This is a genomic window from Streptomyces sp. KL116D (assembly GCF_030766975.1).
Classification (GTDB): domain Bacteria; phylum Actinomycetota; class Actinomycetes; order Streptomycetales; family Streptomycetaceae; genus Streptomyces; species Streptomyces longispororuber_A.
Window position 1 is genome coordinate 1 of sequence record NZ_JASERH010000019.1, and the last position, 12,141, is coordinate 12,141.

Genomic DNA, 12,141 nt, shown 5'->3' on the forward strand with positions numbered 1-12,141 from the left:
GGCCTGGCCGACCGGGACGAGCGGCGCCCCGGTGCGCTCGACGAGGCGGGCGACGCCGCTGCGGAAGCGCAGCGGCGCCGCCTCCGCCGCGTCCGTGCGCAGCGGGATGCCGCCCTCCGCGTAGACGAGCAGCAGCCGGCCGTCCGCCAGCGCGTCCGCCGCCAGGTCGAGGGCGTGGGCCGCGCGCCGGTCGCCCCGGTGCACCGGTACGAATCCGTCCCGTGCCAGGGCCCGGCCGAGCAGCGGCGCCCGCCACAGCCCGGCCGCCGCCATCACCACGGGCTCCACGCCGAGCTCCCGCAGGGCGGCGAGCACGATCGCGGGGTCCGCGAGCGAGGTGTGGTTGGCCACGACGAGACTGCCGGGCGCGAGGACGGCGTCGGCGTCGGTGGTGACGGTGAGCCGCCCGAAGGCAGGGACCAGCAGGGCGGCGAGGCGGCTGAGCAACGGGACTCCAGATGCGACGGGGGCTCGACGGCGGTGTCCTCATCGTCGGCGGCATCCGGCCCGGCGGTCCTGAGTGCGCGTACTCATCTACGTACGCGCCGACGACCCGGCGCACACGCCGGTGACCAGGGGAAAAGTCTCAGGCGGGCCGCTCGGTCCCGGTGACGCGGGCGACGAGGTCGATCCAGCCGGACTCCAGCCGGTCCAGGGACATCCCGCACCGCTTGTGCAGGTGGTGGACGACGGCGGGGTCGAGGAAACCCATCAGGGCCTGCGCCTGCAGCTCGCAGTCGGCGTCCGGGACCAGGTCCCGCAGCAGGTACGTGACGTGCGAGGTCAGCACCCGCACCGTCGGGTGATCGAGCTTGCGGGCGGGCTCGGGCTGTGCCGCGAGCTGCAGGTCCAGTTGCTCGGCCGAGCGGCGCAGCACGGCCGCGCCGAACGCCCGCAACCGCTCCACCGAGGGCGCGCCGGGACCGAGCGGCGGCGGCCCGCCGATCAGATCCGCCTGCAACTGCCGCGCCGAGTGGTCGAGCAGGGCCGTCAGCAGACCGGTGCGGTCGCCGAACCGCCGGAAGACGGTGCCCTTGCCGACCGAGGCCGCCGCGGCCACCGCCTCCATGGTCACCCCGGCCGCACCGTGCTCCGCGACCAGCCGCCCGGCGGCTTCGAGCAGCCGGGCCCGGTTGCGCGCGGCGTCGGCGCGCAGGCACGGCTCCTCCTCGGCGAGGCCGATCTCCAGCAACTCCGGCTCGCCCACGGACTCTTCGGGCGGCGGCAGGGGCGGCAGGCTCGTGGACATGAACTCAGCGTAAAGCATTCCCAAGAAAACTGGACCGCGGTCCGCTTAGGCTGCTACAAATTAAACGGACCCCGGTCCGGATGAATCTGCGGAGCGCTTCCCAGCGATCGGCAGTCGGAATGTACTCAGTCTTTGGAGCCCCCGTGTCTGTTCGCATCCTTGCCCTGGTCGGCAGCCTCCGCGCCGGTTCGACCAACCGCCAGCTCGCCGAGGCGGCCGTCAAGCTCGCCCCGGAGGGCGCCGAGGTCGACCTCTTCGAGGGGCTCGCCGACATCCCCTTCTACAACGAGGACATCGACGTCGAGGGCAGCGTCCCGGCCACCGCCGCCAAGCTGCGCGCGGCCGCGCAGGGCGCCGACGCCTTCCTGCTGGTCACCCCCGAGTACAACGGCACCATCCCGGCCGTCCTGAAGAACGCCATCGACTGGCTGTCCCGTCCGTACGGTGCGGGCGCGTTCATCGGCAAGCCGGTCGCCGTGGTCGGCACCGCGTTCGGCCAGTACGGCGGCGTGTGGGCGCAGGACGAGGTCCGCAAGGCCGTGGGCATCGCCGGCGGCACGGTGCTCGAGGACGTCAAGCTCTCCATCCCCGGCTCCCTGACCCGGTTCGCGGAGACGCACCCGGTGGACGACACCGAGGTCGCCGCGCAGCTGACCGAGGTCGTCGCCCGCCTGCACGGCCACTCCGGCGAGACGGCCGCCGCCTGATCGTGGTGCGGTGAAGCCGGTCAGGCCGTCGGCGCGGGCGCGGAAACGCTCGCGCCGACGGCCTTCCGGAACCTCTCCCCCGCCACGCCGCCGGGCGCCGCGCTCAGGATCACGATCTTGAACTCGGAGTCCCCGTCGGTCAGCACGTCGCAGTCCACCTCGACGGGCCCGGCCACAGGATGCGCGACGGTCTTGTGGTCCTCGCGGTGCGCGGCCACGGTGCCGCTCGCCCACAGCCGGGCGAAGTCAGCGTTGCCCGCGACGAGCGTGCGGACCAGTTCCGTCAGGCGTACGTCGTGCGGGAAGCGGCCGGTCGCGCGGCGCAGGTCGGACACGATCGCGAGGTCCGACAGGTCCTGGTTCGCCACCGCCACCGGCCACGTGGCGAGGTGCACGGCGTCGCCGTCGACCGGGAACCGCTCACGGGCGAAGTTGCGCAGCTCGGGCGGCGCGGCCGACGGGTCACCCAGCAGGCCCGCCCAGCCGGCGTTCCACCAGATCATCCGCCAGTCCGCGGCGAACACGGCGACCGCGACGCCGCCGAGCCGGCCGAGCACGCGGCGCACCCCGGGCGGCACCTGGTCGGGGACCGGGGCGTCGCCCGGCGGCACCAGACCGGCCAGCCGGTGCAGATGGTCGCACTCGGCCGCGCTGAGTCGCAGGGCGTCCGCGAGGGACGCCACGACCTGCGCGGACGGTGTCGTGGAGCGGCCCTGCTCCAGGCGCACCACGTAGTCGACCGAGACCCCGGCGCGTTCGGCGAGTTCCTCCCGGCGCAGGCCGCGCGCCCGGCGCGCCCGGCCGGACGGCAGACCCACCGACGAGGGGGCGAGCCGCTCCCGCCAGGCCCGGATCGTGGCACCGAGGCCGGTCTCCTCCTGGATAGGCATGACTCCCATCGTGCCCCATGTCCCGGGCCCGGACCCGGACCCGTGCACGCCCCGTCGGCGCCACGATCCTGGTAATGCCGTTCCTACGGTCGAGGCGTCCCTGGTACGGCGCTCCCGCCGGGCGGACGATCGGCCCATGACCATCACGTTCATCACCGGAGCCAACAAGGGTCTCGGCCACGAGACCGCCCGCCGCCTCGTCGCCGCCGGGCACACCGTGATCGTGGGTGCCCGCGATCCGGAGCGGGGCGCGACGGCCGCCGCCGCGCTCGGCGCCAGGTTCGTCCGGATCGACGTCACCGACGACGCGTCCGTCCGGGCCGCCGCGGCGGACGTCGCGGCACACGAGGGCAGGGTCGACGTCCTCGTCAACAACGCCGGTGTGCACGGCCCGTACGGCGATCCCGGCGAGCTGACCGGCGCGGACGCGCTCGGCGTCTTCGACGTCAACGTCATCGGCGTGGTCCGGGTGACCACGGCCTTCCTGCCGCTGCTGCGCCGGTCGGCGGACCCGGCCGTCGTCAACGTCAGCAGCGGCATGGGCTCGCTCGCCCGCACCCAGGACCCGTCCCGCCCCGAGTCGTCCGTCGTCGCGCCCCTGTACACCGCGTCCAAGGCGGCGTTGACGATGCTGAACAGCCAGTACGCCAAGGCGCTCAAGGACATCCGCGTCAACGCGGCCGATCCCGGCTACACCGCGACCGACCTCAACGGGCACAGTGGCCCCCAGACGGTCGCGGAGGGCACCGACGCGATCGTCCGCCTCGCCACCGAGGGACCCGGCGCCGGCTCGGGCCGGTTCGTCGACCGCGCGGGCCCGGTCGACCACTCCTGAACCCACTGTTTCCGCAGGGCAGTTGGCGCCCACCGGGTCGTCGGCCGCGGAACCGGTGTGGAAGGCTGTCGTCGGCGATGATCGACGCGGCCGCCACGGCGGCGGTGACCCGGAGGAGCGCACGGTGACGACGCAGGACGGCTTCCCCGCCGGCGGGATGGACACCAGCAAGCCACACCCTGCCCGGATCTACGACTACCTGCTGGGCGGCAAGGACAACTACCCGGTGGACCAGGAGGCGGGTGACGCGCTCGCCGCGGCCGCGCCCGAGGTGCGCATCGGGCTGCGCGCCAACCGGGCCTTCATGCGGCGGGCCGTCCGTCACGTCGTCGGCAGCGGCGTCCGGCAGATCCTCGACATCGGCACCGGTCTGCCCACGTCGCCCAACGTGCACGAGGTCGCCCACGAGGTGGCGCCCGACGTGCGGGTCGCCTACGTCGACAACGACCCGATCGTCAGCGCGCACGCGAGCGCGCTGCTGCGCGGGACCGGGTCGAACAGCGTGGTGCTCGCCGACGTCCGCGACCCGGCGTCGGTCGTGGACCACCCCGACGTCCGCAAGGTCATCGACTTCGACCGGCCCGTCGCGCTGCTGCTCGTCGCCGTCGTCCACTTCCTCACCGACGAGGACGGGCCCGAGCGGATCGTCGCCACGCTCGTCGACGCCCTCCCGCCCGGCAGCTTCCTGGTGCTGTCGCACGCCACCGCCGACTTCGCCGACCGCACGGCGGCCCAGGCCGTCTACCGCAAGGCCACCGCCACCCTGAACCTGCGCACCCGCCCCCAGGTCGAGCGCCTCTTCACGGGCCTCGACCTGGTCGAACCGGGCCTGGCCCAGGTCCCGTTCTGGCGCCCGGACGGCCCGGTGCCGCAGGGCTCGGAGGAGATCGGCTTCTACGGAGGCGTGGCCCGCAAGTCCGGCTGATCCCGGTGGGCCGACGACGAGCGATCGCTGCCGTGCGAGTGAGGGGACGCGGGGACAAGTGCTGCGGCAACTGGAGTACTTGGTCGCTCTCGCCCGGGAGCGGCACTTCGGGCGGGCGGCCGATGCGTGCTTCGTGTCGCAGCCTTCCCTGTCGGCCGGGATACGGAAGCTGGAGGGTGAGCTGGGGGTCGCGCTCACGCTGCGCGGGCCCCGTTATCGAGGGCTGACCCCTGAGGGTGAGCACGTACTGGTGTGGGCGCAGCGCATGCTCGCGGAGCGGGCCGCCCTCCAGCAGGAACTTGCCTCGCTGGAAGGTGAGTTGACCGGGACGCTGCGGCTCGGCGCCATCCCCACCGCGCTCAGTGTCGTATCGCTGGTGACCAACCCGTTCTGCGCACGGCACCCGGCGGCGAAGGTCAGCCTGGAGTCGCTGTCCTCGCGCGACATCACGCGCAGGCTCACCGGGCTGGAGATCGACGCCGCGCTGACCTATCTCGACGACCACACGCTGCGCGACGTGCGGCGCATCCCCCTCTACGAGGAGCAGTACGTGCTCCTCACTCCGGCGGACGGCCCCCTGGCCGGGCACACCGAAGCCAGTTGGGCGCAGGCCGCCGCCCTGCCGCTGTGCCTGCTCGGTCCGCGCATGCGCAACCGCCGCATCCTCGACGAGTACTTCGCCGCCGAAGGCGCCCAGGCGCAGCCCGCGATCGAGTCCGACACCGTGGCCGGGCTCTACGCCCACCTGACCGGCGGGCCGTGGTCCAGCGTCGTCTCGCACGCCTGGCTGCACATGTTCGGGGTTCCCGAGGGCAAGCACGTCGTGCGGCTGACGGGCCCGGCGCAAGGCTCGCGCGTCGGGCTGGTCGTCGCCGAGCAGCACCCCCAACTCCCGATGGTCAGGGCCCTGCTGGCCGTGGCACGCGAGGCCGGGGTGCGCGAGTCACTGAACGCTCTCCTCCGCCGCCACCTGCCCTCATAGCCAACTCCTCGCACCCATAGAGGACTTCGCTTTGACCATGGCCACGCCCGACCGCCACCGTGGAGACATCCCGCACGACCCGCAACGACCTGCCGCACATCACGCCCTCCCCCGATGGCCAGTCGGCGCCCACGCCCCTGGGCGCCGACTTCATTCCGTCCTGGCGCCGGTCCGCAGCCGCCTGTCTGATCCACCACCGCAGGTGCACCACCATTTGAGTAATCAGCCAAGCATCAGCAAGCCCTCTATGGAATTCTGCCTGGCAGATGCAAGATGGAGACGTTGTCCGCGGCGGGCGTCGATGCGCTCGCCGCGGCCTGTCACGGCCCACAAGGCGAGGTCTCCATGTCCATGCGAACCCACGACGGCAGCGCCGGTGCCGTCGACCCCGGCACCCTGGGCGCCGGCCGCTCCGGCCACTCCCCCTTCCGCCGGCCCGACGCCCGCATCGCCCGCGTCATCGCCCGTGCCCTGGGGGACGCCGACACCGTCCTGAACGTCGGTGCGGGCACCGGCTCCTACGAGGACCCCGCCCACACCGTCACCGCGGTCGAGCCGTCCCTGGCCATGCGGGCCCGGCGCCCGGCCCGGCTGTCCACCGCGATCGACGCCGTCGCCGAGTCCCTGCCCTTCGACGACGGCCGGTTCGACGCGTCCATGGCGCTCTTCAGCGTCCACCAGTGGTCCGACCCGGCCGCGGGCCTGCGCGAGATGCGACGCGTGACGCGCGGCCCCGTCGTCGTCCTCACCTGCGACCCCACCCTCGTACGCGACTTCTGGCTCTACGACTACGCGCCCGACGTCCTCGACACCGAGGCCCGCCGCCACCCGCACCTGGCCACGCTGACCGGGGCCCTCGGCGGCACCGTGACCGTCGAGCCCGTCCCCGTCCCGCTGGACTGCACCGACGGATTCAACGAGGCGTACTACGGCCGCCCCGAGATGCTCCTCGACCCGGCGGCCAGGCAGGCCTGTTCGGCGTGGAGCTTCATCGACGACCGGGCCCGCCAGGAGTTCGACGTCTCCCTGCGCCGGGCTCTCGGCTCCGGCGCGTGGGACGAGGCCTTCGGGCACCTGCGCTGCCGCCCCACCTACCTGGGCTCCCTCGTCCTCCTGCGGGCGACCGTCTGACCGGTACCGAGGAAGGAGCAGCGGATGGAGCACACGGGCCGCACCCCGCAGCAGATCATCGACCAGTACGAGACCGACGTCATCGCCGACCGCGAGGACCTCACCTGAGAGCGTGGCGCCCAGTGTCTGCGCGACGCCACCCTCGGCCCGGCTGCTGTGCCGCTGCCCCCGGAGGGAGGATTCCGCGGGCTCGGCCGGCGCCCCCTCGCGCACTTCTCCGGCCCAACGGGTGCTCAACGCAACTCCTCCGTCAATACTGGCGATGAACCGACAGACAGCCAGACAGACACAGACGAGCGCCACCTGACGGGCCCTGCCCGTCGACGTCACCGGAGGTACCCGTGAAAATGCTCATCAACGTGGCCGAGACCGTCGTCACCGACGCCCTGCGCGGCATGGCCGCCGCCCATCCCGAGTTGACCGTCGACGTGGAGAACCGGGTGATCCTGCGGCGGGACGCGCCGGTTGCCGGGAAGGTGGCGCTGGTCTCCGGCGGCGGGTCGGGGCACGAGCCGCTGCACGGTGGGTTCGTGGGGCCCGGGATGCTGGCGGCCGCCTGTCCCGGTGAGGTGTTCACGTCGCCGGTGCCGGACCAGATGGTGCGGGCCGCCGCCGCGGTGGACAGCGGGGCCGGCGTGCTGTTCATCGTGAAGAACTACACGGGCGACGTGCTCAACTTCGACATGGCGGCCGAACTCGCCGAGGACGAGGGCATTCAGGTCGCCAAGGTGCTGGTGAACGACGACGTCGCCGTGACCGACAGCCTCTACACCGCCGGGCGGCGCGGCACCGGAGCCACCCTCTTCGTCGAGAAGATCGCCGGCGCGGCCGCCGAGGAGGGCCAGTCGCTGGAGCGGGTCGAGGCGATCGCGCGGCAGGTCAACGAGAGCGCGCGGAGCTTCGGGGTCGCGCTCAGCGCGTGCAGCACTCCGGCCAAGGGGTCGCCGACGTTCGATCTGCCGCCGGGCGAGCTGGAGTTGGGCATCGGCATCCACGGCGAGCCGGGCCGTGAGCGGCGCGCGATGATGACGTCGGGCGAGATCGCCGAGTTCGCCGTGAACGCCGTCCTGGAGGACCTGAACCCCACCGCCCCCGTGCTCGCGCTCGTCAACGGGATGGGTGCGACGCCGCTGCTGGAGCTGTACGGGTTCAACGCGGAGGTGCAGCGGGTGCTCGGCGAGCGGGGCGTGCCGGTCGCGCGCACACTGGTCGGCAACTACGTCACGTCGCTCGACATGGCCGGCGCGTCCGTCACGCTCTGCCAGGTCGACGAGGAGCTGCTGCGGCTGTGGGACGCGCCGGTGAGCACGGCGGGCCTGCGCTGGGGCATGTGAGCGCGGAGCCGACGGAACGTCAACGTACCTATCACGCAAGGAGATCACGTGCTCGACGCCGACTTCTTCCGGCGCTGGATGACCGCGACCGCCGTCGCGGTGGACGGTGCGGCCGCCCGGCTCACCGAACTCGACTCACCGATCGGTGACGCCGACCACGGCAGCAATCTGCAGCGCGGGTTCACCGCCGTGCGGACCGTCCTCGACAAGGAGGAGCCGGACACCCCGGGGGGCGTGCTGACGCTCGCAGGGCGGCAGTTGATCTCCACGGTGGGTGGCGCCTCGGGGCCGTTGTACGGGACGTTGCTGCGGCGCACCGGGAAGGCGCTCGGGGACGCCGCCGAGGTGAGCGGGGCCGAGCTGGCGACCGCGTTGCGGGTCGGGGTGGACGCGGTGGCGGCCCTCGGCGGCGCCGCGCCCGGTGACAAGACGATGCTGGACGCGCTGGTGCCGGCCGTGGACGCGCTCGACGGCGGGGACTTCGCGGCGGCGAGCAGCGCGGCCGAGCACGGCGCCGAGGCGACGACGCCGCTGCAGGCCCGCAAGGGCCGGGCCAGTTATCTGGGCGAGCGCAGCATCGGGCACCAGGATCCCGGTGCCACGTCGTCGGCGCTGCTGTTCGCGGCGCTCGCCGAGACCGCGGAGGCGACGTCGTGACCGCCCCCGACCAGCCCGTGGGCGTGGTCCTCGTGTCGCACAGCCGGGAGGTCGCCGAGTCGGTGGCACGGCTCGCGGCCGGTCTGGCCGGGGGTGGCGCCACCGCGCCCGTCGCCCCGGCGGGCGGCACCGAGGACGGCGGCCTCGGCACCAGCTCCGAGCTGATCTCGGCGGCCGCCGCGTCGGTGGACCGGGGTTCGGGCGTCGCCGTCCTCGTCGACCTCGGCAGCGCGGTCCTCACCGTGAAGGCGCTGCTGGCCGAGGGGGACGAGCTGCCGGACGGCACCCGTCTGGTGGACGCCCCGTTCGTGGAGGGCGCGGTCGCCGCGGTCGTCTCCGCGTCGGCCGGTGCGGACCTGGACGCGGTCGTGGCGGCGGCGTCGGAGGCGTACGCGTACCGGAAGGAGTGAGCCCCGGGTCCGCCTGCCTCAGCGCTTGAGGAGGTCCCGGAGCGCGGCCGCCACCAGCTCCGGCGCCTCCTCCGCCATGAAGTGGCCGCAGGCGACCGTGCGGTGGTCGAGGTCGTCTGCCCAGGCGCGCCAGCGGGCGGCGGCGTCGAAGCCGAGGGCCGTGCCCCAGTCCTGCTGGAGCACGGTCACCGGCATGCGCAGCCGGGTTCCGGCGCGGCGGTCGGTCTCGTCGTGGGTGACGTCGATGTGGGCGGAGGCCCGGTAGTCGGCGACGATCGAGGGGACCGCGGCGCGGCAGGCCGCCAGGTAGTGGGCGCGCACGTCGGCGGGGATCGCGTCGCCGGTGCCCGCCCACTGGTCGAGGAAGTGGCCGAAGAAGGCGTCGGCGGTCGCCTCGATCATCGCCTCGGGCAGCCCGGGCGGCTGGGCCATCAGATAGAGGTGGAAGCCGACCGCGGCGGAGGCGCCGTGCATGACGTCCCACATGTCGAGGGTGGGCAGCACGTCGAGGGACGCGAGGTGGGTGATCGTGTCCGGGTGGTCGAGGCCCGCCCTGATCGCGACGAGCGCGCCCCGGTCGTGGCCGGCGAGGGCGAAGCGGTCGTGGCCGAGGGCGCGGGCGAGGGCCACGACGTCGGCGGCCATGGTGCGCTTCGCGTACGCGGTGCCGTCGGGGTCGGCCGGTTTGTCGCTGGCGCCGTAGCCGCGCAGGTCGGGGCAGATCACGGTGTGCTCGGTCGCGAGGTCGGCGGCGACGTGCCGCCACATGAGGTGGGTCTGCGGGAAGCCGTGCAGGAGGACGAGCGGGGTGCCGCTGCCGCCGACGGCGACGTTCAGGGCGACGCCGTCGGCGACGGTGACGCGCTGCCGGGTGAAGCCGGGGACATGGGGTTCGGGGGTGCCGGTCACGGGTCGGTTCCTTCGGGGTGCGGATCGGTCGGGTGGGCCGGATCCAGCCTCGTACGGGCCGATCAGCAATCGATCAGTACGCCGGCGCCGACGGGTCTGACCAGCGGTCTTCCGGCCGGCGTCACGGGAGGTCTTCCGTAGGATCGACGGCGTATGAGCGAGAGCGAGGAGGCCGCGCGGGGTCCCGCGGTGACGTTCGGTGTGCTCGGGCCCGTGGTGGCGGCCGACGCGCACGGCCCCGTCGCGCTCAAGGGGCCGCGGCACCGTGCCGTGCTGGCCCGGCTGCTCCTGGCCGGTGGGCGGGTGGTGTCCGCGTCCCGGCTGGTCGACGACCTGTGGGAGGAGCCGCCCGCGCGGGCCCTCGGCGCGGTGCGGACGTTCGTGTCGGACCTGCGGCGGGCGCTGGAGCCGGGCCGCGCGGCCCGGGAACCGGCCCGGCTGCTCGTCACCACAGGACCCGGGTACGCGCTGCGGGCGGAGCCCGGCGCCGTGGACGCGGCCCGTTTCGAGGCCGCGGTGACGGGGGCGGGGCGCGACCTGGACGCGGGCGCGGCGGAGCGGGCCCTGGCCTCGCTGGACGCGGCGCTGGCGCTGTGGCGCGGGCCCGCCTACGCGGAGTGCGCCGACGCGGACTGGGCGCGGGCCGAGGTGGGCCGGCTCGACGAGCTGCGGCTGCTGGGCGTCGAACGGCGGGCGCGGGCGCTGCTCGCGCTGGACCGGAGCGCGGAGGCCGTGCCGGACCTGGAGGCGCACACGTCCCGGTGCCCGTGGCGGGAGGACGCGTGGCGGCTGCTCGCCCTGGCGCTGTACCGGACGGGCCGGCAGGGCGACGCGCTGGCCGTGCTGCGGCGGGCGCGCCAGGTCCTCGCGGCCGACCTGGGCCTGGATCCGGGACCGGGCCTGCGGACGCTGGAGGCGGAGGTGCTCGCCCAGTCCGACCGGCTGCGTCCGGAGACGCCTCAGCCCGTCGCCGTCACCTCTCGGCTCTTCGGTCGTACTGAGGAGTTGGACGCCCTGGAGGGCGCCGCCGATCTGGCGAGGGGGGCGTCGCGGCGCGCGGTCGTCCTCGTCACCGGCGCCGCCGGGGCGGGCAAGACGGCGCTGCTGCGGGAGGCGGCGCGGCGCCTGGCGGGACGGGGCTGGCGGATCGGCTCGGGCGGCTCGTGGACGGACGTCTTCGCCCGGCTCGGAGTGCCCGACCCCCTTGCCGCGGAGGCGGGTTCGCGATCGTACGACCTCGCGGGCGCGCGGCACCGCGCGCACCGCGCCGCCGTGTCGGCGCTCGCCGACGTCGCGGGGGACGCGCCGCTGTTCATCGCCCTGGACGATCTGCACGAGGCGGGCGAGGACACCCACGGGCTGCTGGCGGCGGTGCTGGGCGAGCCGGCCGGAGCGGCGTTCGAGGAGCGGGCCGTGCTGATCGTGGCGGCCTGCCGGGACACGCCGGCCGACGCGGGCGCGCCGCTGGCCGGGACGCTCGCGCGGATCGCGCGGACGGAGCCGGTGCGGATCCGCCTCGCGGGCCTCGACGAGACCGCCGCGGGGGAGCTGGCCCGGGCCACCGCGGGACCGGACGCGGCGCTGCCGGACGACGTGGTGCGCACCCTGTGGTGGCGCAGTGCCGGAAACCCCTTCTACGTCAAGGAGTTGGCGCGGCTCGTCGCGGAGGGCGGGGCCGGCGTGCCGGGCAGCGCGGTGCCCTCCGGGGTCCGGGACGTGGTGCGGGAACGGCTCGCCGGGCTGCCGGACCCGCACCGCACCGTCCTGCGGCAGGCGTCCGTGCTCGGCCTCGACGTGGACGCCGAGGTGCTCGGCGAGCTGAGCGGTCTGGACGGTGCGGCGCTCGCGGACGCCCTGGAGGCCGGGCTCGCGCTCGGTTTCCTGGAGGAGTCGCCCGGGCCGCGGTTCGCCCACGCGCTGGTGCGCGACACGCTGTACGAGGATGTGTCGGGGCCGCGCCGCGCCCACTGGCACGCCGCGGCGGGCGCGGCCCTGGAGCGGTCGCGGCCGGACGACGTCGACGCGCTGGCCCGGCACTTCCTCGCCGCGGGCACCCGGGACACGGCGGCTCGCGCGGCCCGGTACGCGGCAGCCGCGGCCGAGCGCGCCGAG

The 12,141-nt window shown here is 74.5% G+C and carries 13 protein-coding genes; 9 read left to right on the plus strand and 4 right to left on the minus strand.

Going from position 1 to position 12,141, the window contains the following annotated elements; all coding sequences use genetic code 11:
* Nucleotides 1-447, minus strand: a 447-nt coding sequence (locus RBJ77_RS06750) for a lysophospholipid acyltransferase family protein (protein WP_372344100.1), incomplete at its 3' end; no start/stop codon positions are given.
* Between the two features lie 139 nt (nucleotides 448-586).
* On the minus strand, nucleotides 587-1,267 hold the full coding sequence (locus RBJ77_RS06755) for a TetR/AcrR family transcriptional regulator (RefSeq protein ID WP_372344101.1): 681 nt from the start codon (nucleotides 1,265-1,267) through the stop codon (nucleotides 587-589).
* Between the two features lie 125 nt (nucleotides 1,268-1,392).
* Here RBJ77_RS06755 and RBJ77_RS06760 point away from each other — a divergent pair, with 125 nt between their 5' ends.
* Nucleotides 1,393-1,956, plus strand: a complete 564-nt coding sequence (locus RBJ77_RS06760) for an NAD(P)H-dependent oxidoreductase (protein WP_372344102.1) — start codon at nucleotides 1,393-1,395, stop codon at nucleotides 1,954-1,956.
* Nucleotides 1,957-1,976: 20 nt separating this feature from the next.
* Here RBJ77_RS06760 and RBJ77_RS06765 read toward each other — a convergent pair whose 3' ends face one another.
* Nucleotides 1,977-2,846: a helix-turn-helix domain-containing protein gene (locus tag RBJ77_RS06765; RefSeq protein ID WP_372344103.1), complete on the minus strand. Its 870-nt coding sequence runs from the start codon at nucleotides 2,844-2,846 to the stop codon at nucleotides 1,977-1,979.
* Between the two features lie 136 nt (nucleotides 2,847-2,982).
* Here RBJ77_RS06765 and RBJ77_RS06770 point away from each other — a divergent pair, with 136 nt between their 5' ends.
* The 7 genes from RBJ77_RS06770 to RBJ77_RS06800 all read left to right on the plus strand — a co-directional run bounded on the left by RBJ77_RS06770 (nucleotide 2,983) and on the right by RBJ77_RS06800 (nucleotide 9,120).
* Entirely contained in the window at nucleotides 2,983-3,681 is a 699-nt protein-coding gene (locus tag RBJ77_RS06770; RefSeq protein WP_372344104.1) for an SDR family NAD(P)-dependent oxidoreductase, read from the plus strand.
* A 157-nt stretch (nucleotides 3,682-3,838) separates the two neighbouring features.
* A complete protein-coding gene (locus RBJ77_RS06775) occupies nucleotides 3,839-4,606 on the plus strand; it encodes an SAM-dependent methyltransferase (RefSeq protein WP_372344111.1) in 768 nt (255 codons plus the stop codon).
* A 58-nt stretch (nucleotides 4,607-4,664) separates the two neighbouring features.
* The gene (locus RBJ77_RS06780; RefSeq protein WP_372344105.1) at nucleotides 4,665-5,588 is read left to right on the plus strand and encodes a LysR family transcriptional regulator; all 924 of its coding nucleotides are present in this window, start codon (nucleotides 4,665-4,667) and stop codon (nucleotides 5,586-5,588) included.
* A gap of 345 nt (nucleotides 5,589-5,933) precedes the next feature.
* Nucleotides 5,934-6,719 carry a class I SAM-dependent methyltransferase gene (locus RBJ77_RS06785; protein WP_372344106.1) on the plus strand — a complete coding sequence of 262 codons (786 nt, stop codon included), beginning with the start codon at nucleotides 5,934-5,936 and terminating at the stop codon, nucleotides 6,717-6,719.
* A 341-nt stretch (nucleotides 6,720-7,060) separates the two neighbouring features.
* Nucleotides 7,061-8,053, plus strand: a complete 993-nt coding sequence (gene dhaK / locus RBJ77_RS06790) for a dihydroxyacetone kinase subunit DhaK (RefSeq protein WP_372344107.1) — start codon at nucleotides 7,061-7,063, stop codon at nucleotides 8,051-8,053.
* 48 nt (nucleotides 8,054-8,101) lie between these two features.
* Nucleotides 8,102-8,710 carry a dihydroxyacetone kinase subunit DhaL gene (dhaL, locus tag RBJ77_RS06795; RefSeq protein ID WP_372344108.1) on the plus strand — a complete coding sequence of 203 codons (609 nt, stop codon included), beginning with the start codon at nucleotides 8,102-8,104 and terminating at the stop codon, nucleotides 8,708-8,710.
* Entirely contained in the window at nucleotides 8,707-9,120 is a 414-nt protein-coding gene (locus RBJ77_RS06800) for a PTS fructose transporter subunit IIA (protein WP_255971688.1), read from the plus strand. The genes dhaL and RBJ77_RS06800 overlap by 4 nt, the downstream gene beginning before the upstream one ends.
* 18 nt (nucleotides 9,121-9,138) lie before the next feature.
* Here RBJ77_RS06800 and RBJ77_RS06805 read toward each other — a convergent pair whose 3' ends face one another.
* Entirely contained in the window at nucleotides 9,139-10,029 is an 891-nt protein-coding gene (locus tag RBJ77_RS06805; RefSeq protein WP_372344109.1) for an alpha/beta fold hydrolase, read from the minus strand.
* 153 nt (nucleotides 10,030-10,182) lie between these two features.
* Here RBJ77_RS06805 and RBJ77_RS06810 point away from each other — a divergent pair.
* A partial coding sequence (locus tag RBJ77_RS06810; RefSeq protein WP_372344110.1) for a BTAD domain-containing putative transcriptional regulator occupies nucleotides 10,183-12,141 on the plus strand: 1,959 nt, incomplete at its 3' end.